The sequence below is a fragment of the Aequorivita antarctica genome, from assembly GCF_007997155.1.
Taxonomy (GTDB): Bacteria; Bacteroidota; Bacteroidia; order Flavobacteriales; family Flavobacteriaceae; genus Aequorivita; species Aequorivita antarctica.
The window spans coordinates 143,461-169,795 of sequence record NZ_VORT01000006.1 but is presented as its reverse complement, the minus strand read 5'-3'; the positions used below and the strand labels follow the sequence as shown (position 1 = coordinate 169,795).

At 38.8% G+C, this 26,335-nt stretch carries 38 protein-coding genes; all 38 read right to left on the bottom strand.

What is annotated here, in order from left to right:
* Positions 1 to 3: 3 nt before the first annotated feature.
* A complete protein-coding gene (locus ESU54_RS10235; RefSeq protein ID WP_111844198.1) occupies positions 4 to 2,184 on the bottom strand; it encodes a S9 family peptidase in 2,181 nt (726 codons plus the stop codon).
* A 117-nt stretch (positions 2,185 to 2,301) separates the two neighbouring features.
* Positions 2,302 to 3,102 (bottom strand): transporter, encoded by an 801-nt coding sequence (locus ESU54_RS10230; RefSeq protein ID WP_111844199.1) that lies wholly within the window; start codon positions 3,100 to 3,102, stop codon positions 2,302 to 2,304.
* A gap of 80 nt (positions 3,103 to 3,182) precedes the next feature.
* The gene (locus ESU54_RS10225; RefSeq protein WP_111844200.1) at positions 3,183 to 4,097 is read right to left on the bottom strand and encodes a dimethylarginine dimethylaminohydrolase family protein; all 915 of its coding nucleotides are present in this window, start codon (positions 4,095 to 4,097) and stop codon (positions 3,183 to 3,185) included.
* A 62-nt stretch (positions 4,098 to 4,159) separates the two neighbouring features.
* The gene (locus tag ESU54_RS10220) at positions 4,160 to 5,446 is read right to left on the bottom strand and encodes a citrate synthase (RefSeq protein ID WP_111844201.1); all 1,287 of its coding nucleotides are present in this window, start codon (positions 5,444 to 5,446) and stop codon (positions 4,160 to 4,162) included.
* 179 nt (positions 5,447 to 5,625) lie between these two features.
* Positions 5,626 to 6,912 carry a phosphopyruvate hydratase gene (gene eno, locus ESU54_RS10215; protein WP_111844202.1) on the bottom strand — a complete coding sequence of 429 codons (1,287 nt, stop codon included), beginning with the start codon at positions 6,910 to 6,912 and terminating at the stop codon, positions 5,626 to 5,628.
* An 89-nt stretch (positions 6,913 to 7,001) separates the two neighbouring features.
* Positions 7,002 to 8,123, bottom strand: coding sequence for a glutamine-hydrolyzing carbamoyl-phosphate synthase small subunit (gene carA / locus ESU54_RS10210; protein ID WP_111844203.1), 1,122 nt, complete (start codon positions 8,121 to 8,123; stop codon positions 7,002 to 7,004).
* Positions 8,124 to 8,283: 160 nt separating this feature from the next.
* Positions 8,284 to 9,258 (bottom strand): T9SS type A sorting domain-containing protein, encoded by a 975-nt coding sequence (locus ESU54_RS10205; protein WP_111844204.1) that lies wholly within the window; start codon positions 9,256 to 9,258, stop codon positions 8,284 to 8,286.
* A 171-nt stretch (positions 9,259 to 9,429) separates the two neighbouring features.
* A complete protein-coding gene (rplQ, locus tag ESU54_RS10200) occupies positions 9,430 to 9,936 on the bottom strand; it encodes a 50S ribosomal protein L17 (RefSeq protein WP_111844205.1) in 507 nt (168 codons plus the stop codon).
* A gap of 147 nt (positions 9,937 to 10,083) precedes the next feature.
* Positions 10,084 to 11,076, bottom strand: coding sequence for a DNA-directed RNA polymerase subunit alpha (locus ESU54_RS10195; RefSeq protein WP_111844206.1), 993 nt, complete (start codon positions 11,074 to 11,076; stop codon positions 10,084 to 10,086).
* 21 nt (positions 11,077 to 11,097) lie between these two features.
* Complete coding sequence (rpsD, locus tag ESU54_RS10190; protein WP_111844207.1) at positions 11,098 to 11,703, bottom strand: 30S ribosomal protein S4; 606 nt, start codon at positions 11,701 to 11,703, stop codon at positions 11,098 to 11,100.
* 89 nt (positions 11,704 to 11,792) lie between these two features.
* Entirely contained in the window at positions 11,793 to 12,194 is a 402-nt protein-coding gene (rpsK, locus tag ESU54_RS10185) for a 30S ribosomal protein S11 (protein ID WP_111844208.1), read from the bottom strand.
* Positions 12,195 to 12,205: 11 nt separating this feature from the next.
* Positions 12,206 to 12,580: a 30S ribosomal protein S13 gene (rpsM, locus tag ESU54_RS10180; protein WP_111844209.1), complete on the bottom strand. Its 375-nt coding sequence runs from the start codon at positions 12,578 to 12,580 to the stop codon at positions 12,206 to 12,208.
* A gap of 3 nt (positions 12,581 to 12,583) precedes the next feature.
* The gene (ykgO, locus tag ESU54_RS10175; RefSeq protein ID WP_009779203.1) at positions 12,584 to 12,700 is read right to left on the bottom strand and encodes a type B 50S ribosomal protein L36; all 117 of its coding nucleotides are present in this window, start codon (positions 12,698 to 12,700) and stop codon (positions 12,584 to 12,586) included.
* Between the two features lie 47 nt (positions 12,701 to 12,747).
* Entirely contained in the window at positions 12,748 to 12,963 is a 216-nt protein-coding gene (infA, locus tag ESU54_RS10170) for a translation initiation factor IF-1 (protein WP_111844210.1), read from the bottom strand.
* Between the two features lie 2 nt (positions 12,964 to 12,965).
* The gene (gene secY / locus ESU54_RS10165; protein WP_111844211.1) at positions 12,966 to 14,309 is read right to left on the bottom strand and encodes a preprotein translocase subunit SecY; all 1,344 of its coding nucleotides are present in this window, start codon (positions 14,307 to 14,309) and stop codon (positions 12,966 to 12,968) included.
* A gap of 12 nt (positions 14,310 to 14,321) precedes the next feature.
* Positions 14,322 to 14,774, bottom strand: coding sequence for a 50S ribosomal protein L15 (gene rplO / locus ESU54_RS10160; protein ID WP_111844212.1), 453 nt, complete (start codon positions 14,772 to 14,774; stop codon positions 14,322 to 14,324).
* Between the two features lie 14 nt (positions 14,775 to 14,788).
* Positions 14,789 to 14,968, bottom strand: a complete 180-nt coding sequence (gene rpmD / locus ESU54_RS10155) for a 50S ribosomal protein L30 (protein ID WP_111844213.1) — start codon at positions 14,966 to 14,968, stop codon at positions 14,789 to 14,791.
* 11 nt (positions 14,969 to 14,979) lie between these two features.
* Positions 14,980 to 15,504: a 30S ribosomal protein S5 gene (rpsE, locus tag ESU54_RS10150; RefSeq protein ID WP_111844214.1), complete on the bottom strand. Its 525-nt coding sequence runs from the start codon at positions 15,502 to 15,504 to the stop codon at positions 14,980 to 14,982.
* Positions 15,505 to 15,512: 8 nt separating this feature from the next.
* On the bottom strand, positions 15,513 to 15,869 hold the full coding sequence (gene rplR / locus ESU54_RS10145) for a 50S ribosomal protein L18 (RefSeq protein ID WP_111844215.1): 357 nt from the start codon (positions 15,867 to 15,869) through the stop codon (positions 15,513 to 15,515).
* A gap of 11 nt (positions 15,870 to 15,880) precedes the next feature.
* Positions 15,881 to 16,423 (bottom strand): 50S ribosomal protein L6, encoded by a 543-nt coding sequence (gene rplF / locus ESU54_RS10140; protein ID WP_111844216.1) that lies wholly within the window; start codon positions 16,421 to 16,423, stop codon positions 15,881 to 15,883.
* 15 nt (positions 16,424 to 16,438) lie between these two features.
* Positions 16,439 to 16,840, bottom strand: coding sequence for a 30S ribosomal protein S8 (gene rpsH, locus ESU54_RS10135; RefSeq protein ID WP_111844217.1), 402 nt, complete (start codon positions 16,838 to 16,840; stop codon positions 16,439 to 16,441).
* Between the two features lie 87 nt (positions 16,841 to 16,927).
* Positions 16,928 to 17,197 (bottom strand): 30S ribosomal protein S14, encoded by a 270-nt coding sequence (gene rpsN / locus ESU54_RS10130; protein ID WP_111844218.1) that lies wholly within the window; start codon positions 17,195 to 17,197, stop codon positions 16,928 to 16,930.
* A gap of 3 nt (positions 17,198 to 17,200) precedes the next feature.
* Positions 17,201 to 17,752, bottom strand: coding sequence for a 50S ribosomal protein L5 (gene rplE, locus ESU54_RS10125; RefSeq protein WP_111844219.1), 552 nt, complete (start codon positions 17,750 to 17,752; stop codon positions 17,201 to 17,203).
* A gap of 2 nt (positions 17,753 to 17,754) precedes the next feature.
* Positions 17,755 to 18,069 (bottom strand): 50S ribosomal protein L24, encoded by a 315-nt coding sequence (gene rplX / locus ESU54_RS10120; protein WP_111844315.1) that lies wholly within the window; start codon positions 18,067 to 18,069, stop codon positions 17,755 to 17,757.
* A gap of 13 nt (positions 18,070 to 18,082) precedes the next feature.
* Positions 18,083 to 18,451, bottom strand: a complete 369-nt coding sequence (rplN, locus tag ESU54_RS10115) for a 50S ribosomal protein L14 (protein WP_045079247.1) — start codon at positions 18,449 to 18,451, stop codon at positions 18,083 to 18,085.
* 2 nt (positions 18,452 to 18,453) lie between these two features.
* Positions 18,454 to 18,717 carry a 30S ribosomal protein S17 gene (gene rpsQ, locus ESU54_RS10110; RefSeq protein WP_111844220.1) on the bottom strand — a complete coding sequence of 88 codons (264 nt, stop codon included), beginning with the start codon at positions 18,715 to 18,717 and terminating at the stop codon, positions 18,454 to 18,456.
* A gap of 15 nt (positions 18,718 to 18,732) precedes the next feature.
* Complete coding sequence (rpmC, locus tag ESU54_RS10105) at positions 18,733 to 18,924, bottom strand: 50S ribosomal protein L29 (RefSeq protein WP_111844221.1); 192 nt, start codon at positions 18,922 to 18,924, stop codon at positions 18,733 to 18,735.
* 12 nt (positions 18,925 to 18,936) lie between these two features.
* A complete protein-coding gene (gene rplP / locus ESU54_RS10100) occupies positions 18,937 to 19,356 on the bottom strand; it encodes a 50S ribosomal protein L16 (RefSeq protein ID WP_014782642.1) in 420 nt (139 codons plus the stop codon).
* A gap of 18 nt (positions 19,357 to 19,374) precedes the next feature.
* Positions 19,375 to 20,103 (bottom strand): 30S ribosomal protein S3, encoded by a 729-nt coding sequence (gene rpsC, locus ESU54_RS10095; protein ID WP_111844222.1) that lies wholly within the window; start codon positions 20,101 to 20,103, stop codon positions 19,375 to 19,377.
* Positions 20,104 to 20,107: 4 nt separating this feature from the next.
* Positions 20,108 to 20,518 carry a 50S ribosomal protein L22 gene (gene rplV / locus ESU54_RS10090; RefSeq protein WP_146848116.1) on the bottom strand — a complete coding sequence of 137 codons (411 nt, stop codon included), beginning with the start codon at positions 20,516 to 20,518 and terminating at the stop codon, positions 20,108 to 20,110.
* Between the two features lie 6 nt (positions 20,519 to 20,524).
* On the bottom strand, positions 20,525 to 20,803 hold the full coding sequence (rpsS, locus tag ESU54_RS10085; protein WP_062622473.1) for a 30S ribosomal protein S19: 279 nt from the start codon (positions 20,801 to 20,803) through the stop codon (positions 20,525 to 20,527).
* 3 nt (positions 20,804 to 20,806) lie between these two features.
* Positions 20,807 to 21,631 carry a 50S ribosomal protein L2 gene (rplB, locus tag ESU54_RS10080; RefSeq protein ID WP_111844224.1) on the bottom strand — a complete coding sequence of 275 codons (825 nt, stop codon included), beginning with the start codon at positions 21,629 to 21,631 and terminating at the stop codon, positions 20,807 to 20,809.
* A 26-nt stretch (positions 21,632 to 21,657) separates the two neighbouring features.
* Complete coding sequence (rplW, locus tag ESU54_RS10075; RefSeq protein WP_111844225.1) at positions 21,658 to 21,948, bottom strand: 50S ribosomal protein L23; 291 nt, start codon at positions 21,946 to 21,948, stop codon at positions 21,658 to 21,660.
* Positions 21,949 to 21,955: 7 nt separating this feature from the next.
* Positions 21,956 to 22,585: a 50S ribosomal protein L4 gene (gene rplD / locus ESU54_RS10070; RefSeq protein WP_111844226.1), complete on the bottom strand. Its 630-nt coding sequence runs from the start codon at positions 22,583 to 22,585 to the stop codon at positions 21,956 to 21,958.
* The gene (rplC, locus tag ESU54_RS10065; RefSeq protein ID WP_111844227.1) at positions 22,585 to 23,196 is read right to left on the bottom strand and encodes a 50S ribosomal protein L3; all 612 of its coding nucleotides are present in this window, start codon (positions 23,194 to 23,196) and stop codon (positions 22,585 to 22,587) included. Before rplC ends, rplD begins: the two co-directional genes overlap by 1 nt.
* Positions 23,197 to 23,373: 177 nt before the next feature.
* Entirely contained in the window at positions 23,374 to 23,679 is a 306-nt protein-coding gene (rpsJ, locus tag ESU54_RS10060; RefSeq protein WP_010181931.1) for a 30S ribosomal protein S10, read from the bottom strand.
* A gap of 8 nt (positions 23,680 to 23,687) precedes the next feature.
* A complete protein-coding gene (gene fusA, locus ESU54_RS10055) occupies positions 23,688 to 25,823 on the bottom strand; it encodes an elongation factor G (RefSeq protein ID WP_111844228.1) in 2,136 nt (711 codons plus the stop codon).
* 3 nt (positions 25,824 to 25,826) lie between these two features.
* On the bottom strand, positions 25,827 to 26,303 hold the full coding sequence (rpsG, locus tag ESU54_RS10050) for a 30S ribosomal protein S7 (protein ID WP_111844229.1): 477 nt from the start codon (positions 26,301 to 26,303) through the stop codon (positions 25,827 to 25,829).
* Positions 26,304 to 26,335: the final 32 nt, after the last annotated feature.

Sequence of the window (26,335 nt, the reverse complement as noted above, 5' to 3'; positions counted from 1 at the left end):
TTTTTATAAATTTTTCTTGATGAACTCGGTCATTAAAGTGTAAAGATGCAAACGAGTATTGCCACCGTAAATACTGTGATTTTTATCTGGGTAAATACGCCAGTCGAATGGCTTGTTGGCTTGCACTAATGCTTCTATTAAGCGCATACTGTTCTGAACATGCACGTTATCATCAGCGCTTCCGTGAACCAATAGGAATTTTCCTTTCAATTTATCCACATGTGAAAGTGGTGAATTGTTATCGTAACCCGAAGGATTTTCCTGAGGAGTCTGCATATATCTTTCAGTATAAATACTGTCATAAAACCTCCAACTTGTTACTGGAGCAACAGCAATGGCCATTTCAAAAGTATCTGCACCTTGAAAAAGACAGTTCGAAGACATAAAACCACCGTAGCTCCAGCCCCAAATTCCAGTTCGGGATGCATCAATATAGGGTAGTTCACTTAGTTTTTTTGCAACAGCTATTTGGTCTTCCACTTCATATTTACCCAATTCCTTTTGGGTCATCTTTTTAAAATCTCTTCCTTTAAAACCTGTTCCACGTCCGTCTACACAAGCAATGATTATGTCTTGTTCGTTAGCAAGCATTTGGTGCCAATAGTCATTGGTGCCATTCCAACTGTTTGAAACGTTCTGCGAGCCTGGTCCAGAATACTGATACAGAAACAACGGATATTGTTTTGTTTCATCAAAATCCAAAGGCTTTATCATATACATATTTAAATCTTCGCCGTTGATGTTTATGGTTGAAAACTCTTTGGGTGAGATTTTATAAGAAGCCAAGCCGTTCTTTAAATCGTTGTTGTTTTTTATTTCGCGAAGCACTTTTCCTGTTTTGGCTTCATTAAGTGTGAAAACATAAGGGGTATTTGCATCTGAAAAAGAACCAATAAAATAGGTGTAGTCTGAACTGAAATCTGCTGCATTGGTTCCTGTTTGCTGTGTTAATCGCACTTTGTTTTTTCCGGAAGGCAATATGGAATATACATCGCGGTTGATGTTTCCGTTTTCGGTACTTTGGTAGTAAACACGACCCGTATTTTGGTCAAAACCGTAATAAGAAGTCACTTCCCATGGGCCTTTGGTTACTTGATTGAGCAACTTTCCATTTTTATCGTACTGATAAATGTGGTTCCAGCCATCTTTTTCACTGGTCCAGAAAAAGCTGTTGTTGTTCAAAAAAGTTAGATTGTCTGTAACATCTACATAGGCAGCGTCCTTTTCCTCTAAAATTAATTTCGACGAATTGTTTGAAGCATCTACAAAAACCAAGTCGAGGATGTTTTGATGACGATTGGTAAGCTGAACGCTCAAAAAATTATTGTCTTCCGTCCAAAGCAACCGTGGAATGTAATAACTGTTGTATTTTGAAAGATCCACCGTAGAAGTTTTTCCATTGCCTAGGTTATAAAGTTGCAAAGAAACTTTAGAATTGTTCTCGCCCGCTTTTGGATATTTAAAGGTGTCTGCAGATGGGTAAAGATTGTTGCCATAAATATCCATGGTGTATTCGGGAGCATTGGTCTCATCAAATTTTATATAGGCAAGTTTGTCGCCATCAGTGCTCCATTCAAAAGCACGGACAAAGGCGAATTCCTCTTCATAAACCCAATCTGTAATACCGTTGATAATACTATTCTTTTTGCCGTCAGTGGTTATTTGCGAAGTTTCACCTGAATTCAAATCTTTTATGTAAAGATTGTTTTCAAAACCATAAGCAATTTTACTGCCGTCATTGCTGAAAGTAGGTTCCTGAATTTTATTGGTTGAAACGAGACTGAAGTCTTTTGTTTTTATATTGTAAACGTAATAAGTACCCAAAGAAGAGCGACGGTAAATCTGTTGCAGTTCAGTCGTGAAAAGAATTTTTGATTCGTCTTTATTGAATTCATAGGAAATAACGAAATCAATTCCTTTTAAATCTTTACTGTTTAAAAGAGTGCGTGCCTTTTCACCGCTTTTATAATCGTAAACATCTACCGTTGAAATCTTGTTTTGCCTGTCATAATTTAAAACGGCATATTCCTTTCCATTATTCATGGAATGTAGCACATCAAGTCCTTGGGTGCGGAAAGCGCCACTCCAAATTTCTTCAAGAGTTATGTCTTTTTGTTGTGCAGTAAGGGTGGAAAAGGCTGTTAAAAACAGCAATAATGAAATTAGGGAGAATCGATTTTTCAAAGTGTTAAAATTTTGCTACGCCAAGTTTACTAATTTTTTGTGAAAGTGCGGGCGGTTTTTTTGTTAAATAACCCCTTGGAGTTGTATTAAATGTGAATTACAATTAGTTACAACGCCTTACAAATTGTACACTATTGACAAACCGTAAGCTGGACCTTGAAAGGTGTTTCGCCCACTCAAAATATACGAAAGATTTAATGCGGCCCCAAAGTTTTCAGAAAGAGTTCTATACAGCGTTCCCCCTACTTTATGATAATCAACGCCAAGCTCTTTGAAGTTTTGCGGACGGGGTGTTCCTCGATAATCAATCCCGCCAAAGGAATGTTGGTAATCGAAAAAAGCATCGTAATACCAATTGCCGGCTGCCTTTCCAGTTTTGAAGGTTACCGGAAGGCTGTTAGGGGTTTCTTCAAATTTAAAAGAAAAACCTGTTTGCAGCGTTGCAAACCAACCAGAAGTCCATTTGTAATGGGCCATGGCGCGGGTTTCAATAATTGTGGCTTGTTGGCCAATATCATTCAATCCGCCAACATTATAATCTGAAACAGGTGTTGAGAAACCTGTGCCTAAGCTAAATTCAAGATTTCCGATTTCAGTAGCAGATTGAAAAAAACGATATTTCAGCATCATTAAAATATCCTGAAAATCACTTTCATCATTACTGCTTAAGTACGGCAATGAAAGGTTTACATCAAGATTATCGATTATTCCGTAAGCAGCATATAGGTTTATGTAATAAAGATTTCGACTTAAATTAATTTTCTCAGTACCTGCGAAGTAGCTTTTTGGGTCCTCAAAACCAAAACCCAAAACCAGGGAACCCCTGTTTTTTCCTTTATAAAATCCATCAATTTTTCCCTGTGAAAAACTACTCGAAAAAATAAATAGCGAAAAAATAAGTGTGGTAATGATTTTCATCGGAAGCTTTTAAAAGAATTAATTACAATTATATACGTAAATAATAGCTTTTTGGTCGTCCGTGGAGAAAAGAAACTACATTAATCCCTAATAAGAGGCATCGTTGTACAACGAAGCAACCCTTCCTGTTTGGAAATTTCGGAATAAGGCACTTCTTCCACAGTAAAACCTTGTTCACGGAGCCAGGTATTCAATCTGGTGAAGTTTTTTTCTGAAATGACAACCTCTGGTGAAATAGAGAATACATTGCTGTTCATATTGTACATCTCGTTTTTAGTAATATGAAAACAGTTCTCTTTTCCGAAGAAATTAATGAGCCATTCATATTCTTCTTCAACCAAGAAACCTTCTTTGTGAATGATTGCCTTTCCTTTGCCAAGTGGTTGAAAACAGCAGTCTAAATGCAGCGCATTGTCTTCAGCGACCGTGTTGCTTTTGCGAAGGTTGAAAGATTTCACCTTTTTATGAGGAAACAGCTTTTGAAGGTGTTTCACAGCATTCATATTTGTGCGGGCGGTAATAAAACTGGGATAGTCTTCCCCATAATAAGTTCCCACAAAAATATAGTCGCCCCAGGGCATAACATCTCCACCTTCAATATGGGCATTTTCGGGAAATTCTATAATTTTTGAGGGATCAATTTGGGTTATTACATGCTCAATGGCCTCTATTTCCATAGAACGGTCGTCAAGAATATTTGCGATTATGAATTTGTCTTCAATAACAAAAGCGATGTCGCGAGAGAATATCTGGTTGTAATCTTTTATGGAATGCGGCCTGTAAACTTTTACATCATATTTTTTAAAAACAGCTGCAACCGCCTCCATTTCTTCAACCATATCTTCATCAGTTGGATAAGTCCCTGCTTTTATGTGCTCAGCAGATTTTGGATCGTAGGCATTTTCCAGTTTTGGAACCGGACCATTGCTATCTGCACGACCTAATATTACCGCTCGCAATCTTGAAATTTCGTCGTTGATGTTTAAATTGATCATATAGCAAATATAAAAAAAGCACCTCGATACCGAAGTGCTTTTAAAAATATTAAAATTTAGTCTTATCTTTTTTCTACAGGTACAAAGCCCCTAAGATTCTCACCTGTGTAAATTTGTCGTGGTCGACCTATTGGTTCTTTGTTTAAACGCATCTCTCTCCATTGTGCAATCCAACCTGGTAAACGGCCCAAAGCAAACATTGGGGTAAACATTTCAACAGGAATTCCTAATGCGCGGTAAATAATACCTGAGTAAAAATCAACGTTAGGGTATAATTTTCTTTCTACGAAGTAAGGATCTTCCAATGCTTCTTTTTCCAAAGCTTTAGCAATATCCAGAATATCATCCTCAATTCCTAAATTATCCAAAAGATCATCCGCTGCTTTTTTTATGATTTTTGCACGTGGATCAAAGTTTTTGTATACTCTATGACCAAAGCCCATCAAACGGAAAGGATCATCCTTATCCTTTGCCTTTGCCATAAATTTCTTGGTATCGCCACCATCTTCCTTAATTGCTTCAAGCATTTCTATTACTGCCTGGTTAGCTCCTCCGTGAAGCGGGCCCCAAAGCGCTGCAATTCCCGCAGAAATTGAAACAAATAGACCAGCATGTGATGAACCAACAATACGCACGGTTGAAGTAGAACAGTTCTGTTCGTGGTCTGCGTGAAGGATTAATAATTTATCCAAAGCCTCCAAGACGGTTTCATTAGTAGTATATTCTCCACTTGGCTTTTTGAACATCATTTTCAAGAAATTGTCCACATAACCCAACGAATCTCCGCCATAATCCAACGGAAGTCCCATTCGTTTTCTATAGGTCCAAGCCGTCAACACTGGAAATTTACCCAGAATTTTCACAATGGCTTTATACATATCTTCTTCACTGTCCACATTTACCGAAGAAGGGTTAAACGCCACCAAAGCAGAGGTCAAAGAAGATAGAACTCCCATAGGGTGAGCGGCTTTTGGAAAACCGTCCAAAATTCGTTTTACATCTTCATCAACATGTGATTGTGCTTTTATATCTGTGTGGAATTTACTGAGCTGTTGCTCGGTTGGCAGTTCACCAAAAATAAGAAGGTAGCATACTTCTAAGAAATGTGCTTTTTCGGCAAGCTCTTCAATGGCATATCCGCGGTATCTCAAGATTCCTTTTTCCCCATCCAAAAAAGTAATTGCACTTTCGCAAGCACCCGTATTTTTATATCCTGGATCTAAAGTAACAACACCGCCAGTCGCAGCACGAAGACTCTTTATGTCTATTCCTAATTCATTTTCAGTTCCTTCCACAATGGGAAACTCATATTTTTTACCATCTATCTCGAGGGTTGCCATCTTTGTCATAAAATATAGTGTATTTTTTTAATTTATTCGGAAATGCTAAATTACAAAATCTCAAGCGATTTTTTTAACATTCACGGCTATTCTTAGGTTAAATAATCCTTAAATCGTCAGTTTTACCGTGATTTATGGAATAAAAAAACCTCGTCTTTTAACGAGGTTTTCAATTCATTCATATAAAGCTATATTTTGAAAGCATTTCTTTGCGGAAAATAGGCAACTTCACCCAATTGTTCCTCTATTCTGAGCAATTGATTATACTTCGCCATTCTATCACTTCTTGAAGCAGAGCCAGTTTTAATCTGTCCGCAATTAAGCGCCACCGCCAAATCTGCAATAGTATTATCTTCAGTTTCACCACTTCTGTGACTCATTACAGAAGTATAACCAGCATTGTGAGCCATGTTTACAGCAGCGATAGTTTCTGTTAGGGTTCCAATCTGGTTTACTTTTATAAGAATTGAATTGGCTATTTTTTCAGAAATACCTCTTGAAAGTCTTTCAACATTTGTAACAAACAAATCGTCACCAACCAATTGTACTTTATTGCCTAACTTTTCAGTCAGATATTTCCAACCTTCCCAATCGTTTTCGTCCATACCATCTTCTATTGAAATGATTGGATATTTTTCACACAATTCAGCTAAATAATCAGCCTGTTCTTTTGAAGTGCGCACTTTTCCCTTTTCACCTTCAAACTTGGTATAATCGTATTTTTTCTTCACATAAAATTCCGCAGCGGCGCAATCCAATGCAATCATAACATCATCGCCTAATTTGTAGCCGGCTTTTTTTGTTGCTTTTGCAATGGTATCCAAAGCATCTTCGGTTCCATCCAAGGTTGGTGCAAAACCTCCTTCATCTCCAACAGCCGTGCTTAAGCCACGGTCGTGCAATACCTTTTTAAGGTTGTGAAAAATTTCGGAACCCATTTGCATGGCATGCGTAAAGTTCTTTGCTTTTATAGGCATGACCATAAATTCCTGAAACGCAATGGGAGCGTCACTGTGCGAGCCGCCATTGATAATGTTCATCATTGGCACAGGAAGTGTTTTGGCGCTCACACCACCCACGTAGCGATACAACGGCATTCCCAATTCGTTGGCAGCAGCTTTTGCACATGCCAAGGAAACACCCAAAATAGCATTGGCGCCGAGTTTCGATTTGTTTTTGGTGCCGTCCAAATCGATCATTATTTTATCAATAAGTTCCTGCTCGAAAACCGAAACGCCCAAAAGTGTGCCTGCAATTTTGCCATTTACATTTTCAACAGCCTTCAACACACCTTTACCCATATATGCTTTTCCGCCATCGCGAAGTTCAACAGCTTCGTGCTCTCCAGTAGAGGCGCCAGAAGGAACTGCAGCGCGGCCCATAAAACCGTTTTCGGTAATTACGTCAACCTCAATTGTTGGGTTTCCTCTAGAGTCAAAGATTTGTCGGGCATTGATGTCTATAATGATGCTCATTTGTATAAAAATTTATTGATTATTCTTTTTTGCTTACAGTTTAATTAAAAAAACCTGACAGGTTTTGGAGACCTGTCAGGTTTGATATTTTATGTAGTTTGAAATTTATGTTTTTCAATACTTTCTATGAATTGATCAAAAAGATAGGAAGCATCGTGTGGTCCTGGACTGGCTTCGGGATGGTACTGCACTGAAAAAGCAGGTTTGTTTTTCAGACGTATTCCCGCTGCAGTATGATCGTTAAGATGCTCGTGGGTTATTTCTATATTCGGATTTGCTTCGGCTTCTTCCCTATTGATAGCGAAACCGTGGTTTTGTGAAGTGATTTCGCCTTTGCCGCTTATCAGATTCATCACGGGATGATTAATTCCACGATGACCATTGTGCATTTTATAAGTTGAAATGCCATTTGATAAGGCTAGTACTTGATGCCCCAAACAGATACCGAACATTGGAAGTTCTTTTTCCAAAATAGTTTTTACAACTTCTATAGCGCTATGAAGCGGTTCTGGATCGCCTGGACCATTGGAAATAAAATAACCATCCGGATTAAAAGCTTCCATTTCTGTAAAACGAGCGTTGTAGGGAAATACTTTTATGTAACAGTCCCTTTCCGCCAAATTTCGAAGAATATTCTTCTTTATTCCTAAATCCAAAGCTGAAACTTTATACTTCGCGTTTTCGTTGCCGAAGAAATAAGGTTCTTTTGTAGAAACCTTTGAAGCGAGCTCCAAACCATTCATATCTGGCACGGCCGCCAACTGCTTCTTCAAACCTTCAATATTGTCAACTTCAGTAGAAATAACGGCATTCATTGCGCCATTGTCGCGAATGTAGCTTACCAAAGCGCGCGTATCAACATCACTAATTGCAAGTAAATTATTTCTGTTTAAAAATTCTTCTAAGGAATCATCAGCCGCGGGACGGGAATAGTGGTAGCTAAAATTGCGCACCACCAAACCTGCGATTTTTATGCCTTCAGATTCTACCTCTTCTTTATTTGTTCCATAATTCCCAATGTGGGCATTTGTGGCAACCATAATTTGACCGAAATAAGATGGATCTGTGAAAATTTCTTGGTAGCCGGTCATTCCAGTGTTAAAACAAACTTCGCCGAAGGCTGAACCTTCTTTGTTCCCAACTGCTTTTCCGTAGAAAATGGTTCCGTCTGCTAGTAAAATAAGTGCTTTTTTTCGTGTTTGGTATTTCATTCTTTGAAGGGTTTCAGCCCTTCGACAAGCTCAGGGTGACAATTATTCATTTTTTCAAAATCTTTTGCAAAAATAGTATAAAAAAAAAGGATAAACGAAAATGCTTATCCCTTTGTGCGGTTGTTTTTAATTTTAAAATTTCTAATCAATACCTTGGCGGTTATTGTTTTATAAATTTCTGAATTGCTATTCGCTCAGAAGTTTCAAGCTGCAGAAAATAAACTCCGTTTTGTAATTCTGAAACATCTAAAGAACCGGCAACATTAGTAACTTGCTTAATCAATTGCCCAACGCTATTGAATATTGAAACCTGATTTTGTTCTTCTGTAGTTTTAAAATTCAAAGTATGGGTCGCTGGATTAGGATATGCTAAAAATTGAACATCATCAAAATTGGGAACTGACAATGGCTGTTGTAAAAACCGATATACAGAACCACTAGGCATCATTCCATCTAGAGCTGATAACATAACTTGATTTCCTGCCGGCAAGATAATTATGGTAGGATCTATAGGATCTTCAGAAAGAAAATAACCGTTATCTTCTAATATGTCCGTAGAACTGTTATAAGAAGTACCCATACTTATAAGCGGTCCGGTTTCGTCTTCAAAAGACTCTAGTGGATTGTTTATCGAACTGGCACCATAGTGGTACTCTATCGTATTACTTCCCTCATACAACCAAAGTTGTAAATTCATAAAATCATCACTTGTTGAATCGCCAAAAAAACCGACATTGTTCCATTCCAACTTTAAAATTCTACTTCCCGCTGCTCCTTCAGTTTTATATGAAATATTCGATTCAGAAATTCCTGAGTCAAATCCCAAATCTATTATATCTTGTGCTATCGGGTTAAAAATAGGGATAATATCTCCGTCAACAGGATTACTGGAGACTAAGCCACCTGTACTCCATCCAAGTATATATATAGTATCAAAAGTATAAGTAGCTATATTAAAACTAAAACCGAGTGGAATAGTATATTCCGGATCATCCCAAACAACCCCATTGTTTAGAGAGGTACTGCCCGTTAAATTTTGATATGGAATATTCTCAGCTTCAAAATTGTAAACACTTTGTGCATTGATAAAAAGTGTATAAAATACAAATGCTATAAGGAGTTTAATTTTTTTCATATTTGCTAATTTAAATGGTTAACTAATAGTCACTTAAATGTAATATAAAAATCAATCAAAAAATAAAGTAATAAATCTTTTTTTCAAATTAAACTTCTCGCACATTCTAAATAAAAAAGGGATAAACAACTATGTTTATCCCTTTTTGAGTATTTCTGAAATAAAATATATTTATTCCTCTTCTTTCTTCGCTTCTTTTTCAGCTTTTGCTGGAGCGGCTTTTGCAGCAGGTGCAGCAGCAGCTTCAGTTCCGGCAGAACTTCCACGACGACTTCTACGTGTAGTTTTCTTCTTGGTAGCTTTACCAGCGTTGTAAATTTCGTTGAAATCTACAAGCTCAATCATTGCCATATCGGCATTATCACCTAGACGGTTACCCAACTTAATGATACGGGTGTAACCTCCTGGACGGTCACCAACTTTTGGCGCAACAGTTCTGAAAAGCTCAGCAACAGCATCTTTTTGACGCAATTTTGCCATAACCAAACGACGGTTGTGTGTGGTGTCTTCCTTAGACTTAGTTACCAATGGCTCTACAAACTGCTTCAATGCTTTCGCTTTTGCAACAGTAGTATTGATTCTTTTGTGTTCAATTAAAGAACTCGCCATGTTTGCCAACATTGAGTGTCTGTGGGCGGTTTTTCTTCCTAAGTGATTTATTTTTTTTCCGTGTCTCATGACATTTTTGTTTTCATCATCTTGCTACAAAATCCGTTCATCGGAGAGCAAATTATGATGGGTTAATTTTATTAAAGTTTGTTGATAGTTGATTTCAGATTTACAACTTCAACAATATGAAATCATAAATCTGAAATCGTTAATCTACTAGTCTTTATCTAATTTATATTTTGCAAGATCCATCCCGAAGTTTAGTCCTTTCACGTTTACAAGCTCTTCGAGCTCTGTAAGCGATTTTTTACCAAAGTTACGGAACTTCATCAAGTCGTTTTTGTTGAAGGACACAAGGTCTCCCAAGGTATCAACTTCTGCAGCTTTCAAACAGTTTAGTGCACGAACCGAAAGATCCATATCTACCAATTTTGTTTTAAGCAACTGACGCATATGAAGGGATTCTTCATCATAAGTTTCAGTTTGTGCAATCTCATCAGCCTCCAAGGTAATGCGCTCATCGCTGAACAACATAAAGTGGTGAATCAATGTTTTTGCAGCTTCAGTTAAAGCATCTTTTGGGTGAATAGATCCGTCTGTAACGATTTCGAAAACCAATTTTTCATAATCGGTTTTTTGCTCTACACGGAAGTTTTCAATGCTGTACTTCACATTTTTTATCGGAGTATAGATAGAATCTGTAAAGATGGTTCCCAAAGGAGCGTTCGCCTTTTTGTTCTCTTCAGCAGGAACATAACCGCGACCTTTTTCGATAGTTAATTCGAAATTAAGGTTCACTTTCTTCTCCATATTGCATATAACCAATTCTGGATTCAATACTTGGAAACCTGAAATGAATTTTTGGAAATCACCAGCTTTCAACTGCTCGTTTCCAGAAACAGAAATAGTAACGGTTTCGTTGTCTATTTCGTCAATCTGTCTTTTGAAACGAACTTGTTTAAGGTTCAAAATAATTTCGGTAACATCTTCCACTACTCCAGCAATGGTAGAAAATTCGTGGTCCACACCTTCAATACGAATTGAAGTGATGGCGAATCCTTCCAAAGAGGAAAGTAGTACGCGTCTTAATGCGTTACCAACGGTAAGTCCGTAACCTGGTTCCAAAGGACGAAATTCAAATTTTCCTTCGAAATCGGTGGAGTTCACCATTATAACTTTATCAGGCTTCTGAAAACTAAATACTGCCATAATTGACTTTCTGTGTTTTTATTATTTAGAATATAATTCGACGATAAACTGCTCGTTGATGTTTTCTGGGATTTGGATACGCTCAGGAACAGAAACAAAAGTTCCTTGTTTTGTTTCGCCATTCCAAGTAATCCACTCATAAACATGACTTGCATTTGCCAACGAATCGTTGATTGCGCTAAGAGATTTTGATTTCTCTCTAACGGCCACTACATCTCCAGGTTTCAATTGGTAAGATGGAATGTTTACTTTTTCACCATTAACGGTGATATGACGGTGAGAAACCAATTGTCTAGCACCAGAGCGACTTGGGGAAATCCCCATACGAAATACTACATTGTCAAGACGTGACTCACACAATTGAAGCAAAACCTGACCTGTAATTCCAGGAGCAGCAGTTGCTTTTTTGAACATGTTTCTGAATTGACGCTCCAAGATACCATAGGTATATTTTGCTTTTTGCTTCTCCATCAACTGGATTGCATATTCAGATTTTTTACCACGGCGACGTGTGTTACCGTGTTGCCCTGGAGGGTAGTTTCTCTTTTCGAAAGATTTGTCGTCTCCGAAGATTGCTTCCCCGAACTTACGGGCGATTTTAGTTTTTGGACCAGTATATCTTGCCATTTCTAATTTTAGGTTATGAAGGAAAACTAAATTAAGGTCTTACGTTAATCCTTTAGTTTTTTATCCTTCAGATTGATATTTATTATTAATTAAACTCTTCTTCTTTTAGGAGGACGACATCCGTTGTGCGGCATTGGGGTAACGTCGATAATCTCGGTTACTTCAATTCCTGCATTGTGGATAGAACGTATTGCAGATTCTCTACCGTTTCCTGGCCCTTTTACATAAACTTTTACTTTACGTAAACCAGCATCGTGTGCAACTTTTGCACAATCTTCTGATGCCAACTGAGCTGCATAAGGAGTGTTTTTCTTAGATCCACGGAAACCCATTTTACCGGCTGAGGACCAAGAGATAACATCTCCGTTCTTATTTGTTAACGACACGATAATGTTGTTGAAGGAAGCAGTAATATGCGCTTCACCAACAGATTCAACATTAACCTTGCGTTTTTTAACTGTTTTTGTAGTCTTAGACGATGTCTTTGCCATAACTCTAGGTTTTATTTAGTTGCTTTTTTCTTGTTAGCAACAGTTTTACGTTTTCCTTTTCTTGTACGAGAGTTATTCTTAGTACGTTGTCCTCTTAATGGAAGACCCGATCTGTGACGAATACCTCTGTAACAACCAATATCCATTAAGCGTTTAATACTTAATTGAACTTCACTACGTAATTCACCTTCGATTTTGAAAGACGATACAGCGTCACGAATAGCACCGATTTCATCATCGTTCCATTCATTTACTTTTTTGTCTTCGTTAACCTCGGCTTTTTTCAGTATGTCTTCAGCTCGGCTCTTACCGATTCCGAAGATATACGTTAACGCGATTACACCCCTTTTGTGCTTCGGGATATCTACACCTGCGATTCTTGCCATAACTTATCCTTGTCTTTGTTTGAACTTTGGGTTCTTTTTGTTAATTACATATAATCTGCCTTTTCTGCGAACAATCTTGCAGTCGGCACTTCTTTTCTTTACGGATGCTCTAACTTTCATCTGTCTCTTGTTTATTTAGTGTTCAATGAACCGTGAGGTTCGTTGTATTAATATCTGTATGTTATTCTTGCCTTACTTAAATCGTAAGGGCTCATTTCCAATTTCACTTTATCTCCGGGTAACAATTTAATATAGTGCATTCGCATTTTACCAGAAATGTGTGCGGTTACTACGTGGCCATTTTCCAATTCTACACGGAACATTGCGTTTGATAGTGCTTCCACTATACTTCCATCCTGTTCTATTGCGCTTTGTTTTGCCATAATTATGCTACTGCCTTTCTATTTTTGCCGCTTTTCATCAAACCATCATAATGACGGTTCAATAAATACGAGTTTACTTGTTGCATTGTATCGATAGCCACACCAACCATAATCAATAGTGATGTACCTCCGTAAAACAATGCCCAACCTTGCTGGATTCCCAACAACTTCACCGCAAATGCTGGAGCAATAGCAATTAGTGCTAAGAACACAGATCCCGGAAGTGTAATTTGAGACATTATTCGATCCAAATATTCGCCGGTTTGCGATCCTGGCTTAATACCTGGAATGAAACCACCGCTACGTTTAAGATCATCAGCCATTTTATTGGTTGGAACCGTAATAGCAGTATAGAAATATGTGAATATTATAATCAATATTGCAAATACTACATTATACCACAGTCCAAAAATATCGCTAAAAGTAGCCCGAATTCCTTGTGCGAAATCGCTTTCAGAAAGACTTGCAACGGCTGATGGTACAAACATAATTGCCTGCGCAAAAATGATTGGCATTACCCCAGAAGCGTTCAGCTTTAATGGAATGAACTGGCGTGCCCCAAAAATATTCTTTTCATAACCACCGCTTGCTGTTCTTCTTGCATATTGCACAGGTATCTTTCGCACCGCCATTACCAACATAATTGACAATAGGATAATTACAAACCAGATAACCAATTCAATAAGAATCATAATCAAACCACCGTTTGATTCCATTACTCTTGAAACAAATTCTTGTGCAAATGATTGTGGCATACGTGCAATGATACCAACCATAATAAGTATGGAAATACCGTTACCAATACCTTTATCGGTGATTTTTTCACCCAACCACATTGCGAATATTGTTCCTGTTACAAGTATAATTACTGAAGAAACATAGAACATAACACTCTGTCCCATTACAAAAGCTTCTGCTGGAACTCCCATTGCGGGAAGACCTGCAAGGTAGCTTGGTGCTTGTACCAAACAGATACCAATGGTTAACCAACGGGTAATCTGATTGATTTTCTTACGGCCACTTTCGCCTTCTTTCTGTAATTTTTGAAGGTAAGGCACAGCAATTTGCATTAACTGTACAACGATGGAAGCAGAAATATATGGCATAATACCCAATGCAAAGACAGAAGCGTTGGCGAAAGCCCCTCCTGTAAATGCGTTCAGCAATCCACCAATACCACCGGCATCAAATTTACCTGCAAATTGGGCTAGCATATCTGCATCAATCCCCGGAAGTACTACTTGTGCTCCAAAACGGTACACCAATAGCATTCCTAAGGTTAGAATAATGCGGTTACGCAGCTCTTCTATTTTCCAAACATTTTTTAAGGTTTCGATAAATTTCATCCTTATCTCTTGTTACAATGTTACTACTTCACCTCCGGCAGCTTCAATAGCTTCTTTTGCCGAGGCAGTAAACTTGTGCGCAGATACTTTTAGTTTTGCCTTTATTTCTCCTCTTCCTAATATCTTAACCATTTCGTTCTTTCCAGCAAGACCCAAACCAAATAAGGTTTCAAAGTCAACGGTATCTTTTACTTTTTTGTCGTCAACCAGTTGCTGTAGGGTATCTATGTTGATACCTTTATACTCCTTACGGTTGATGTTTGTAAATCCAAACTTAGGAACACGACGTTGTATGGGCATTTGTCCACCTTCAAATCCAACTTTCTTGGAATATCCTGAACGTGATTTTGCTCCTTTGTGTCCGCGGGTGGCTGTACCACCTTTACCGGAACCTTGTCCGCGACCTACTCGCTTGCCTTGATTTTTCACCGATCCTGCGGCGGGTTGTAAGTTACTTAAATCCATTATTTTGTGTGTCCTTATTTAGTTTCAACAGAAACTAAGTGATTAACTTTATTGATCATACCAAGAATGTTTGGCGTATCTTCATGTTCAACAGTTTGGTTCATCTTGCGAAGACCCAATGATTCCATGATTCTCTTTTGGTTTTTTGGGCGTTTTATAACGCTTCTTACCTTTGTTACTTTAATTTTTGCCATCGCTCTGATATTTATCCTTTAAATACTTTTTCAAGTGAAATTCCACGTTGGTTAGCCACCGTTTGTGCACTTCGCATTTGCAAAAGAGCATCAAAGGTTGCTTTCACCACGTTGTGTGGGTTGGAAGATCCTTGAGATTTTGACAATACATCGTGTACTCCTACTGCTTCCAAAACGGCACGTACAGCACCACCTGCAATAACTCCTGTACCAGGTGCAGCTGGAAGAAGGTTTACACGGGCTCCACCATATTTTCCTTTTTGTTCGTGCGGAAGAGTTACTTTGTTAAGCGGGATACGAACCAAGTTTTTCTTGGCATCCTCAATAGCTTTTGCTATTGCACTGGCAACATCCTTGGATTTACCAAGTCCTTGTCCAACCACTCCTTTTTCGTCTCCAACAACTACTATAGCTGAAAATCCGAAGGCACGACCACCTTTGGTCACCTTGGTTACACGTTGTACACCTACCAAACGGTCTTTCAATTCAAGACCTCCTGGTTTTACTAATTCTACGTTTTTATAATCTCGATACATAATATGACTTAGAATTTAAGGCCACCTTCGCGTGCACCTTCAGCTAATGATTTTACTCTTCCGTGGTATAAGTAACCGCCTCTGTCAAAAGCAATGGTGTCTACACCAGCTTTAACAGCTTTTTCTGCGATTGCTTTTCCCACCAATTTTGCAGCTTCAACTTTGTTTACTTTTGAAGCGTCAATGTCTTTATCTCTTGAAGATGCAGCGGTAATGGTTTTTCCATTTACATCGTCAATAATCTGAGCGTATATTTCTTTGTTGCTGCGGAAAACAGCTAAACGTGGGCGACTTTCAGTCCCCTCAACCGTTTTTCTGATTCGCATGCGCAAGCGCTCTCTTCTTTCGTACTTTGATAATGCCATAACTCTATTTGTTATGCAGATTTACCTGCTTTTCTTCTTAATTGTTCACCTACAAACTTAATACCTTTTCCTTTGTATGGTTCTGGTCTACGGAAGGCGCGGATTTTTGCCGCAACTTGCCCAACCAATTGTTTGTCGTGAGAAGTTAATTTTATGATTGGGTTTTTACCTTTGTCAGATACTGTCTCCAATTTCACTTCTGGAGCGATGTCCAAAACGATATTGTGCGAAAATCCTAAAGCTAAATCCAAACGCTGTCCTTGGTTGCTGGCGCGGTAACCCACACCTACCAATTCTAATTGCTTAGACCATCCGTTGCTTACGCCTTCAACCATATTGTTGATTAAAGATCTGTAAAGACCGTGCTTTGCAGTATGGTCTTTAGAGTCTGAAGGGCGTTCAACCAATACTTGTCCATCTTCTACTTTCACGGTTACATCAGAAAATTCCTGAGTTAACTCGCCTAATTTTCCTTTTACGGTAATTACGTTGTCTTTTACTTCAACCGTAACTCCTTGTGGGATTGCTACCGGGTTTTTACCTATTCTTGACATTTCTTTGTCTATTTTTTAGTAAACGTAACACAATACTTCACCACCTACATTTTGAGCTTTGGCCTGTTTGCCAGTCATTACTCCTGAAGAAGTAGATATAATGGCAATACCCAAACCGTTCAAAATACGAGGAAGCTCTGTTGAACTTGCGTATTTACGTAAACCTGGTTTACTAATTCTTTGTATTTTCTTGATCACTGATTCTTTAGAAATCTTGTCATATTTTAAAGCAATTTTGATGATACCTTGTGGGGTACTTTCATCATCAAATTTGTAGCTTAAAATGTAACCTTGATCAAAAAGGATTTTTGTAATCTCCTTTTTAAGATTTGAAGCTGGAATCTCTACTACGCGATGTCCGGCTTTTGCAGCATTTCTAACTCGCGTTAGATAATCTGAAATTGGATCTGTATTCATTTATTTGAATTTGCGGAAGTGGTTTTTGGATTATTCCAAACCTACAACCAATTTATACTTTTTTCTTTTGAACAGAAAAATCTGTTCTTACCAAGACGCTTTACGCACTCCTGGAATTAACCCTGAATTTGCCATTTCACGAAACATTACACGTGAAACTCCAAAAGTTCTCATATACCCTCTTGGTCTTCCGGTTAATTTGCAACGGTTGTGCAAACGTACAGGCGAGGCATTTTTTGGTAATTTTTGCAAACCTTCCCAATCGCCGGCTTCTTTCAAAGCTTTGCGTTTGGCAGCATACTTCAATACCGTTTTTTGTCTCTTAACCTCGCGGGCCTTCATTGATTCTTTAGCCATCTCTTAGTTCTTTTTAAAGGGTAATCCCAATTCCTGTAATAATGATTTCGCTTCTTTATCGGTTTTTGCCGAAGTGATGAAAGTAATGTTCATTCCTTCAATTTTCTTCACTTTATCGATATCGATTTCGGGGAAGATAATTTGCTCAGTAATTCCCAAAGAGTAATTTCCTCTTCCGTCAAAACCGGTAGCTTTAATTCCGTTAAAGTCACGTACCCTTGGCAAAGCCGAAGTAACCAACCTGTCTAAAAATTCGTACATACGCTCTCCACGCAACGTAACTTTCACACCAATTGGCATGCCTTTACGAAGTTTGAAGTTTGCAACGTCTTTTTTAGAATTTGTCGGAACTGCTTTTTGCCCAGTTATCTTTGAAAACTCATCAACTGAATAGTCTATAAGTTTCTTGTCAGCTACTGCTGCACCCACACCGCGGGAAACAACAATACGCTCCAATTTTGGTACTTGCATGACGTTTTTGTAACCAAATTCGTCAGTGAGTGTATTAACCACTCTGCTTTTGTACTCTTCTTTAAGTCTTGGTGAATATGCCATAACTATATTGCTTGATTCGATTGTTTTGAAAACCGTACTTTTTTACCATTTTCAGTTTTATAACCTACACGTGTTGCTTTTCCAGATTTTGGATCAACCAATGAAAGGTTTGAAATATGGATAGGAGCTTCTTTTTTTACGATTCCACCTTGTGGGTTCTTCGCGCTTGGCTTCTCATGTTTCGAAACCATGTTAACTCCCTCTACGATTGCTTTGTTTTTGTCAAGGAGTATTTTCATCACTTTACCTTCAGAACCTTTGTGGTCTCCGGCAGTAACTACTACTGTATCGCCTGATTTTATTTTAAGCTTTGTCATCTTAGTTTTCATATTAAAGCACCTCTGGTGCCAATGATACTATTTTCATAAATTGCTTGTCGCGAAGCTCTCTTGCTACCGGGCCGAAAACACGTGTTCCTCTCATTTCCCCTTGTGGGTTTAAAAGCACACAGGCGTTGTCGTCAAAACGGATGTAAGAACCATCAGGTCTTCTTATTTCCTTCACAGTACGTACTACCACTGCTGTAGAAACGGCACCTTTCTTAATGTTCCCGTTTGGTGTAGCTTCTTTTACAGAAACTACAATTTTATCACCAATAGAAGCATACCTTCTTTTTGTACCGCCCAATACACGGATGCAAAGAACTTCTTTAGCACCGGTATTATCTGCGACTTTGAGTCTTGATTCTTGTTGTAACATAATTACTTCGCTCTTTCAATTATTTCTACTAATCTCCAACATTTGGTTTTACTTAAAGGACGTGTTTCCATGATCCTTACCGTATCGCCTTCATTGCAGTTGTTTGTTTCGTCGTGCGCAACGTACTTTTTAGTTTTCGTTACGTACTTTCCGTACATAGGGTGTTTTACTTTTTTCACCTCTGCAACTACGATGGATTTGTCCATTTTGTTACTGGTTACTATCCCTATACGTTCTTTTCTTAAGTTTCTTTTAATTTCTTCCATCTTTCAGCTGTACAATTATTGCACTTCTCTATTAGTTAGTTCGGTCGCTATTCTTGCTATGACCCTTCTTTGAGATCTTAGTTGAACTGGATTTTCCAACGGTGAAATGGTATGTGCCATTTTAAGGTCTGAATAAGCCTTTCTTGATTCAGCGAATGCTTCATTAAGTTCAGCCGTTGTTGCTTTTTTAATTTCTGATTGTTTCATCGTTCAAAAAAATTATGCTTGGAAATCCCGAGACATTACAAATTTAGTTTTAACCGGAAGCTTCTGTGCTGCAAGGCGCAGTGCTTCTTTTGCTGTTTCAAGTGTAACACCAGATACTTCGAAAAGCATTCTTCCTGGCTTCACTACAGCAGCGTAATACTCTACAGCACCTTTACCTTTACCCATACGTACTTCAAGAGGTTTTTTGGTGATTGGCTTATCTGGAAAAATCATAATCCAGATAGAACCCTCTCTCTTCATAAAACGGGTAGCAGCGATACGTGCAGCTTCAATTTGTCTTGCTGTAAGAAATTCTGATTCCAACGATTTTATACCGAAGGTTCCGTATGCTAGCTGGTTACCACGACCGGCATCGCCTTTCATACGGCCTTTCATTTGCTTACGGTACTTTGTTCTTTTAGGTTGTAACATTTTCTTTTATTTAAAAAATTACTTTCTGCGACGTGCTTTGTTGCCACCGCGTCCTGCTGGAGCTCCTTTACCACCACTCTTTTTGCCTGTTGACAGGCCAACTAGTGGAGAAAGCTCTCTCTTTCCATATACTTCGCCTTTCATAATCCATACTTTAACACCCAATCTACCATAGGTAGTGTGTGCCTCAACTAAAGCGTAGTCAATATCGGCTCTAAAAGTTGATAAAGGAATACGACCTTCTTTGTAAGATTCTGAACGTGCCATTTCAGCACCATTCAAACGTCCTGAGATTTGAACCTTAATACCTTCAGCATTCATACGTATTGTTGCTGCAATCGCCATTTTTATTGCACGACGGTACGAAATACGGCTTTCAATTTGGCGTGCGATGCTCGCAGCTACCAAAAATGCATCAAGCTCAGGTCTTTTAATCTCGTGGATGTTGATCTGTACATCTTTATCTGTAATTTTCTTAAGCTCTTCTTTTAGCTTGTCTACTTCCTGGCCACCTTTACCGATAATGATACCGGGACGGGCAGTGGTTATAGTAACGGTTACAAGCTTAAGCGTACGCTCAATAATTACTCTACTCACACTAGCTTTACTTAAACGAGCATGGATATATTTCCTGATCTTATCGTCTTCGGCTAGTTTGTCGCCGTAGTCGTTGCCTCCGTACCAGTTGGATTCCCAACCTCTAATGATACCTAAGCGATTTCCGATTGGATTTGTCTTCTGTCCCATTTAATTACTTGCTTTGTGTGTTATCGTTAGCTGCCAATACCAGTGTTACGTGGTTGGAGCGCTTTCTAATTCTGTGTGCGCGGCCTTGCGGTGCTGGGCGAAGTCTTTTCAACATTGTTCCACCATCCACACGGATTTCCTTAACAAAAAGATCTGCATCTTCTACTGAAGCGTCTTCGTTCTTTTGTTGCCAGTTATTGATGGCAGACAAAAGTAGTTTCTCCAATTTGCGTGAAGATTCTTTTGAACTAAACTTCAAAATATTAAGTGCTTTGTCTATTTTCTCACCACGTACCAAGTCTGCCATTAAACGCATTTTTCTTGGTGAAGTGGGGCAATTATTCAATTTGGCAAAGTACATTATCTTCTTTGCTTCCTTGATTCCTTCTGCTCTTTCTCTTTTACGAACTCCCATGGCCTATTATTTTTTACCTTTGTTTTTAGCACCTGCGTGACCACGGAATGATCTGGTAGGTGAAAATTCTCCTAGTTTATGCCCAACCATGTTTTCTGTTACATACACAGGAACAAATTGGCGTCCGTTGTGTACTGCGATGGTTTGGCCAACAAAATCTGGAGTAATCATAGAAGCTCGCGACCAAGTTTTGATTACGGTCTTCTTGTTATCCTCAACGTTTTGTTGAACTTTCTTGTCTAGTTTGTAATGAACGAACGGTCCTTTTTTTAACGATCTTGCCATAACTTATTTCTTTCTTCGTTCTAAGATATATTTATTACTCGCTTTCGTTTTAGAACGGGTTCTGTAACCTTTTGCAGGAATACCTTTTCTAGAACGTGGGTGACCTCCCGAAGATTTACCTTCACCACCACCCATTGGGTGATCCACAGGGTTCATCACTACCGGTCTTGTACGTGGTCTTCTACCCAACCATCTGCTTCTACCAGCTTTACCAGATACTAATAATTGGTGGTCACTGTTTGATACAGCACCAATGGTAGCCATACAGTTTACCAAAATAAATCGGGTTTCACCTGAAGGAAGTTTAACGGTAGCATATTTTCCATCACGGGCCATCAATTGTGCAAAAGCACCAGCGCTACGCGCCATAATGGCTCCTTGACCGGGACGAAGCTCGATGCAGGAAATAATAGTACCTAATGGAATAGCTGAAAGGGGCATTGAGTTTCCAATTTCGGGAGCTACCGCTTCACCGGAAAGGATGTTTTGCCCAACTTGTAGTCCGTTCTGTGCAATTACATATCGCTTTTCACCATCTTGATAGTTCAAAAGTGCGATAAACGCAGTACGGTTTGGATCGTATTGAATACTAGCAACGGTTGCAGGAATTCCCGCTTTGTCGCGTTTAAAATCAATAATTCGATATTTCTTCTTGTGACCACCACCTATGTAGCGCATGGTCATTTTTCCTTGACTGTTTCTACCACCAGATCTCTTGTTCGGAGCAAGTAAAGACTTCTCCGGCTTATCGGTTGTAATGGCGTCAAAACCATTTACAACCCTAAAACGCTGACCCGGGGTGATTGGTTTTAATTTTCTTACTGACATTTGTGTCTAATTAGATCTAAGTTACCTTAGATGTTACTGTAAAAATCTATTGTATCACCTTCCGCCACCTGTACGATTGCTTTTTTATAAGCGTTCGTTTTACCAGTTTGGACACCTGTTTTTGTAAAACGGGTCTTCCTATCAGGGCGGACATTCATTGTGCGAACTTTTTCAACAGAAACTCCGTAAGCAGCTTCCACCGCTTTCTTGATTTCTACCTTATTCGCCTTTGGGTTTACTACAAAGCCAAAAACATTTTTGTCTTCAGCAGCCTTGGTAGCTTTTTCCGTAATTATAGGTTTAATTAAGATGTTCATCTTGTTTCTATTTACTTAAGTTTGTTTCAATTCCTTCCAAAGAACCTTCAAACAGCACTAAACTGTTTGCATTCATAATTTTATAAGTACTTAATTGTGAGTTAGTTATAACTTCAGTACCTTTCAAATTGCGAGAGGACAAATATACATTATTATTTAAGTCTCCCAACACAAATAAAGATTTTTTGTCATTAAGTCCTAAACTGTTCAAAACCGCAGTAAAACTCTTGGTTTTTGGAGCGTCAAAATTAAGGTCTTCTAATACAAAAATAGCTTTATCGTTCGCCTTCATCGATAGGGCAGATTTACGTGCCAAACGTTTAAGGTTTTTGTTCAATTTAAAAGAGTAGCTACGCGGACGTGGTCCAAACATTCTACCACCACCTTTAAATACACCAGACTTGATGCTACCCGCACGGGCAGTACCAGTTCCTTTTTGTTTCTTTATCTTTCTGGTAGATCCTGAGATCTCAGCACGTTCTTTTGCTTTGTGAGTTCCTTGTCTTTGATTGGCAAGATATTGTTTCACATCAAGGTAAACAGCGTGATTGTTAGGTTCTATTCCGAACACATCTGCAGAAAGTTCAACTTTCCGACCTGTGTCTTTTCCGTTTATGTCTAATACAGCTACCTTCATTATTTCTCGATCATTACATAAGCATTTTTATGGCCAGGAACAGCTCCCTTTACCACAAGTAGATTCTTTTCAGGAACTACTTTCAAAATCCTTAAATTTTCAACTTTTACTCTCTCATTCCCCATTTGGCCTGCCATTCTCATTCCTTTGAATACTCTCGCAGGATATGATGCAGCTCCAATGGAACCTGGTGCACGCAAACGGTTGTGCTGACCGTGTGTGGCTTGACCAACACCAGCAAAACCATGACGTTTTACAACCCCTTGAAAACCTTTACCTTTTGATGTACCCGCGATATCCACGAACTCACCTTCGATAAAATGCTCCACAGTAATTGTGTCACCTAATTTGTAATTTTCTTCAAATCCCTTGAATTCAACAACTTTGCGTTTTGCAACGGTTCCTGCTTTTTTAGCGTGCCCTTCGGCAGCTTTAGTTACAGTCTTCTTGTCATCGAAACCAAGTTGAAGAGCATTGTACCCGTCAACCTCTATGGTTCTGACTTGGGTGACAACACAGGGTCCTGCTTCAATAACGGTACACGGAATGTTCTTTCCGTTCTCGTCAAAGATGCTGGTCATCCCTATCTTTCTTCCAATTAACCCAGACATATTTAATTATTTATTGATTATTACTACTATTTATTTGATATGCGAAAAATCGCAATATTCATTTCAAAACAAACGGGATCAAAATAAATTCGATCCCGAATGTTACTTTGTTTTCCGTTTTTCCTCCGCACGCAGCTCGGGACATGTAACCTGAAACTATTTATTTCAGTTAGAGCACTATACCTTTATCTCTACTTCTACTCCACTTGGCAACTCTAATTTCATTAGAGCGTCAATCGTTTTTGAAGAAGAACTGTAGATATCCAAAAGTCTTTTATAAGAACTTAGTTGGAATTGCTCTCTACTTTTCTTGTTCACGTGAGGAGAACGTAATACTGTAAATATCTTTTTGTGTGTTGGTAAAGGAATTGGTCCCGTTACAACAGCACCTGTACTCTTCACGGTCTTTACGATTTTTTCAGCAGATTTGTCCACCAAATTGTGATCGTAAGATTTTAGTTTAATTCTTATTTTTTGACTCATTGCTGAAATTAATTTACGTTAGCGGTTCCTCTTGCTGCTGCGATTACACTTTCTGAAATGTTAGAAGGTGTTTCTGCATAATGTGAAAATTCCATAGTTGAAGTTGCACGACCTGATGACAATGTTCTTAATGTAGTTACATAACCAAACATTTCAGAAAGCGGCACTTCAGCCTTGATAACTTTTGCTCCGGCGCGGTCACTCATATTAGTGATTGTACCACGGCGACGGTTAAGGTCACCAACAATATCACCCATATACTCTTCTGGCGTAAGCGCCTCAAGTTTCATAATAGGCTCAAGGATTACAGCCCCTGCTTTTTTGGCAACTTCTTTGAAACCAATTTTTGCAGCAAGCTCAAAAGATAGCGCATCAGAATCCACAGGGTGGAACGATCCGTCTTTTAAAGTAACCTTCATACTGTCAACTTCAAAACCTGCAAGCGGCCCATTGGCCATTGCTTGTTTGAAACCTTTTTCAACAGAAGGGATAAATTCTTTTGGTACGTTTCCACCTTTTACAGCATTTACGAATTCCAAACCAATTTTTCCTTCTTCAGATGGTTCAAGTGTAAATACGATATCAGCAAATTTACCACGACCACCAGATTGTTTCTTATAAACCTCTCTGTGATCTGCAACTTTTGTGATAGCTTCTTTATACTCAACTTGTGGTTGTCCTTGGTTTACTTCAACTTTGAATTCGCGACGCAAACGGTCCACGATAATATCTAAGTGAAGTTCGCCCATTCCAGAAATAATTGTTTGTCCAGAAGCTTCGTCTGTACGTACTTGGAATGTTGGATCTTCTTCGGCAAGTTTTGACAAAGCCATACCCAATTTATCAACATCCACCTTTGTTTTAGGCTCTACCGCGATACCAATTACTGGATCAGGGAAGTTCATACTTTCTAAAACAATTGGGTGTTTTTCATCAGACATGGTGTCACCAGTCTTAATGTCTTTAAATCCAACTGCCGCTCCAATATCTCCAGCTTCGATAAAATCGATAGCATTTTGCTTATTGGAATGCATTTGGTAGATACGAGAAATACGTTCTTTTTTACCCGAACGATTGTTCAAAATATAAGAACCTGCATCCAAACGACCAGAATACACACGAAAGAATGCCAAACGACCAACAAAAGGATCTGTAGCAATCTTAAATGCCAAAGCCGCAAAAGGAGCAGTAACATCCGGCTTGCGGATTTCTTCTTTTTCAGTATCTGGATTAATACCTATAATACCTTCTTTATCCATTGGAGAAGGCAAGTAACGACACACAGCATCTAAAAGAAACTGAACGCCTTTATTTTTAAATGAAGAACCACATACCATAGGGATGATACTCATATCCATAACAGCAGCACGAAGCGCAGCGTGGATTTCATCCTCGGTAATGGAATTTTCATCTTCCATATATTTTTCAAGCAAATTTTCATCGTAAGCGGCAACTTCTTCAATAAGTTTACCTCTTAGCATTTTCGCTTCCGCTTTTAATTCTTCAGGAATTTCAATAACGTCAAAAGTAGCACCAAATGAATCATCGTGAAAAATAACGGCACGGTTTTTTATCAAATCAACGATTCCCTTGAAATTCTCCTCATCACCGATATTCAAAACAATTGGCACCGCATTGGAACCCAACATATCTTTTACTTGTTGGCAAACTTCCATAAAATTAGCTCCTGAACGGTCCATTTTGTTAACGAAACCAATACGAGGCACTTTATAGTTGTCAGCAAGTCTCCAGTTAGTTTCAGATTGTGGCTCAACACCATCTACTGCGCTAAAAAGGAACACCAAGCCATCAAGAACACGCAACGAGCGGTTTACCTCTACGGTAAAATCCACGTGGCCGGGAGTATCTATAATGTTAAAGTTGTATTCTTTTGTTTCAGGAAGTATCTCGGCGTTCTCCATTGGGAACTTCCATTTACAAGTGGTAGCAGCCGAAGTAATGGTAATACCACGCTCCTGTTCTTGCTCCATCCAGTCCATGGTTGCAGCACCATCGTGAACCTCACCAATTTTATGACTTACCCCTGTGTAAAAAAGGATACGCTCCGTTGTTGTGGTTTTACCGGCATCAATGTGCGCGGCAATCCCAATATTTCTTGTGTATTTTAAATCTCTTTGTGCCATTTTTTAGAATCTGAAATGTGAGAATGCTTTGTTAGCTTCTGCCATTTTGTGGGTATCCATACGCTTCTTAACAGCAGCACCTTCTTCTTTGGCAGCTGCAAGAATCTCACCTGCAAGTTTTGCAGCCATGGATTTCTCGTTTCTTTTTCTTGAATAGGTAATCAACCATTTCATTGCGGTTGCAATTTTACGGTCTGGACGTATTTGATTTGGAATTTGGAAGGTTGCCCCACCAACTCTACGACTACGCACCTCTACGTGAGGCATAATATTGGAAAGTGCATCTTTCCAAAGCTCCAACGCGGTTTTTTCTTCGTCTTGTTTTTTTTCATCTACAATGTCAATAGCATCATAGAAAACTTTGAAAGCCACACTCTTTTTTCCGTCCCACATCATGTTGTTCACGAAACGCGTAACCAACTGGTCATTAAACCGTGGATCTGGTAAAAGGGGTCTTTTTTTGGCCTGTCTTTTTCTCATTTGTTGTTTTGTTAATGGTTAAACGCTAATTG

What these genes read in the sequence shown, in the direction of transcription:
- ESU54_RS10230 (WP_111844199.1), bottom strand. Translation starts at nt 3,102, where the DNA reads ATGAAAATCATTACCACACTTATTTTTTCGCTATTTATTTTTTCGAGT.
- ESU54_RS10225 (WP_111844200.1), bottom strand. Translation starts at nt 4,097, where the DNA reads ATGATCAATTTAAACATCAACGACGAAATTTCAAGATTGCGAGCGGTA.
- ESU54_RS10220 (WP_111844201.1), bottom strand. Translation starts at nt 5,446, where the DNA reads ATGACAAAGATGGCAACCCTCGAGATAGATGGTAAAAAATATGAGTTT.
- eno (WP_111844202.1), bottom strand. Translation starts at nt 6,912, where the DNA reads ATGAGCATCATTATAGACATCAATGCCCGACAAATCTTTGACTCTAGA.
- carA (WP_111844203.1), bottom strand. Translation starts at nt 8,123, where the DNA reads ATGAAATACCAAACACGAAAAAAAGCACTTATTTTACTAGCAGACGGA.
- ESU54_RS10205 (WP_111844204.1), bottom strand. Translation starts at nt 9,258, where the DNA reads ATGAAAAAAATTAAACTCCTTATAGCATTTGTATTTTATACACTTTTT.
- rplQ (WP_111844205.1), bottom strand. Translation starts at nt 9,936, where the DNA reads ATGAGACACGGAAAAAAAATAAATCACTTAGGAAGAAAAACCGCCCAC.
- ESU54_RS10195 (WP_111844206.1), bottom strand. Translation starts at nt 11,076, where the DNA reads ATGGCAGTATTTAGTTTTCAGAAGCCTGATAAAGTTATAATGGTGAAC.
- rpsD (WP_111844207.1), bottom strand. Translation starts at nt 11,703, where the DNA reads ATGGCAAGATATACTGGTCCAAAAACTAAAATCGCCCGTAAGTTCGGG.
- rpsK (WP_111844208.1), bottom strand. Translation starts at nt 12,194, where the DNA reads ATGGCAAAGACATCGTCTAAGACTACAAAAACAGTTAAAAAACGCAAG.
- rpsM (WP_111844209.1), bottom strand. Translation starts at nt 12,580, where the DNA reads ATGGCAAGAATCGCAGGTGTAGATATCCCGAAGCACAAAAGGGGTGTA.
- ykgO (WP_009779203.1), bottom strand. Translation starts at nt 12,700, where the DNA reads ATGAAAGTTAGAGCATCCGTAAAGAAAAGAAGTGCCGACTGCAAGATT.
- infA (WP_111844210.1), bottom strand. Translation starts at nt 12,963, where the DNA reads ATGGCAAAACAAAGCGCAATAGAACAGGATGGAAGTATAGTGGAAGCA.
- secY (WP_111844211.1), bottom strand. Translation starts at nt 14,309, where the DNA reads ATGAAATTTATCGAAACCTTAAAAAATGTTTGGAAAATAGAAGAGCTG.
- rplO (WP_111844212.1), bottom strand. Translation starts at nt 14,774, where the DNA reads ATGGATTTAAGTAACTTACAACCCGCCGCAGGATCGGTGAAAAATCAA.
- rpmD (WP_111844213.1), bottom strand. Translation starts at nt 14,968, where the DNA reads ATGGCAAAAATTAAAGTAACAAAGGTAAGAAGCGTTATAAAACGCCCA.
- rpsE (WP_111844214.1), bottom strand. Translation starts at nt 15,504, where the DNA reads ATGTATCGAGATTATAAAAACGTAGAATTAGTAAAACCAGGAGGTCTT.
- rplR (WP_111844215.1), bottom strand. Translation starts at nt 15,869, where the DNA reads ATGGCATTATCAAAGTACGAAAGAAGAGAGCGCTTGCGCATGCGAATC.
- rplF (WP_111844216.1), bottom strand. Translation starts at nt 16,423, where the DNA reads ATGTCAAGAATAGGTAAAAACCCGGTAGCAATCCCACAAGGAGTTACG.
- rpsH (WP_111844217.1), bottom strand. Translation starts at nt 16,840, where the DNA reads ATGAATACAGATCCAATTTCAGATTATCTAACGCGAGTTAGAAATGCT.
- rpsN (WP_111844218.1), bottom strand. Translation starts at nt 17,197, where the DNA reads ATGGCTAAAGAATCAATGAAGGCCCGCGAGGTTAAGAGACAAAAAACG.
- rplE (WP_111844219.1), bottom strand. Translation starts at nt 17,752, where the DNA reads ATGGCATATTCACCAAGACTTAAAGAAGAGTACAAAAGCAGAGTGGTT.
- rplX (WP_111844315.1), bottom strand. Translation starts at nt 18,069, where the DNA reads ATGACAAAGCTTAAAATAAAATCAGGCGATACAGTAGTAGTTACTGCC.
- rplN (WP_045079247.1), bottom strand. Translation starts at nt 18,451, where the DNA reads ATGTTACAACAAGAATCAAGACTCAAAGTCGCAGATAATACCGGTGCT.
- rpsQ (WP_111844220.1), bottom strand. Translation starts at nt 18,717, where the DNA reads ATGGAAGAAATTAAAAGAAACTTAAGAAAAGAACGTATAGGGATAGTA.
- rpmC (WP_111844221.1), bottom strand. Translation starts at nt 18,924, where the DNA reads ATGAAACAATCAGAAATTAAAAAAGCAACAACGGCTGAACTTAATGAA.
- rplP (WP_014782642.1), bottom strand. Translation starts at nt 19,356, where the DNA reads ATGTTACAACCTAAAAGAACAAAGTACCGTAAGCAAATGAAAGGCCGT.
- rpsC (WP_111844222.1), bottom strand. Translation starts at nt 20,103, where the DNA reads ATGGGACAGAAGACAAATCCAATCGGAAATCGCTTAGGTATCATTAGA.
- rplV (WP_146848116.1), bottom strand. Translation starts at nt 20,518, where the DNA reads ATGGGAGTTCGTAAAAGAGAAAGAGCAGAAGGAATCAAGGAAGCAAAG.
- rpsS (WP_062622473.1), bottom strand. Translation starts at nt 20,803, where the DNA reads ATGGCAAGATCGTTAAAAAAAGGACCGTTCGTTCATTACAAACTAGAC.
- rplB (WP_111844224.1), bottom strand. Translation starts at nt 21,631, where the DNA reads ATGTCAGTAAGAAAATTAAAACCAATCACCCCGGGTCAGCGTTTTAGG.
- rplW (WP_111844225.1), bottom strand. Translation starts at nt 21,948, where the DNA reads ATGAACATCTTAATTAAACCTATAATTACGGAAAAAGCTACCAAGGCT.
- rplD (WP_111844226.1), bottom strand. Translation starts at nt 22,585, where the DNA reads ATGAAGGTAGCTGTATTAGACATAAACGGAAAAGACACAGGTCGGAAA.
- rplC (WP_111844227.1), bottom strand. Translation starts at nt 23,196, where the DNA reads ATGTCTGGGTTAATTGGAAGAAAGATAGGGATGACCAGCATCTTTGAC.
- rpsJ (WP_010181931.1), bottom strand. Translation starts at nt 23,679, where the DNA reads ATGAGTCAAAAAATAAGAATTAAACTAAAATCTTACGATCACAATTTG.
- fusA (WP_111844228.1), bottom strand. Translation starts at nt 25,823, where the DNA reads ATGGCACAAAGAGATTTAAAATACACAAGAAATATTGGGATTGCCGCG.
- rpsG (WP_111844229.1), bottom strand. Translation starts at nt 26,303, where the DNA reads ATGAGAAAAAGACAGGCCAAAAAAAGACCCCTTTTACCAGATCCACGG.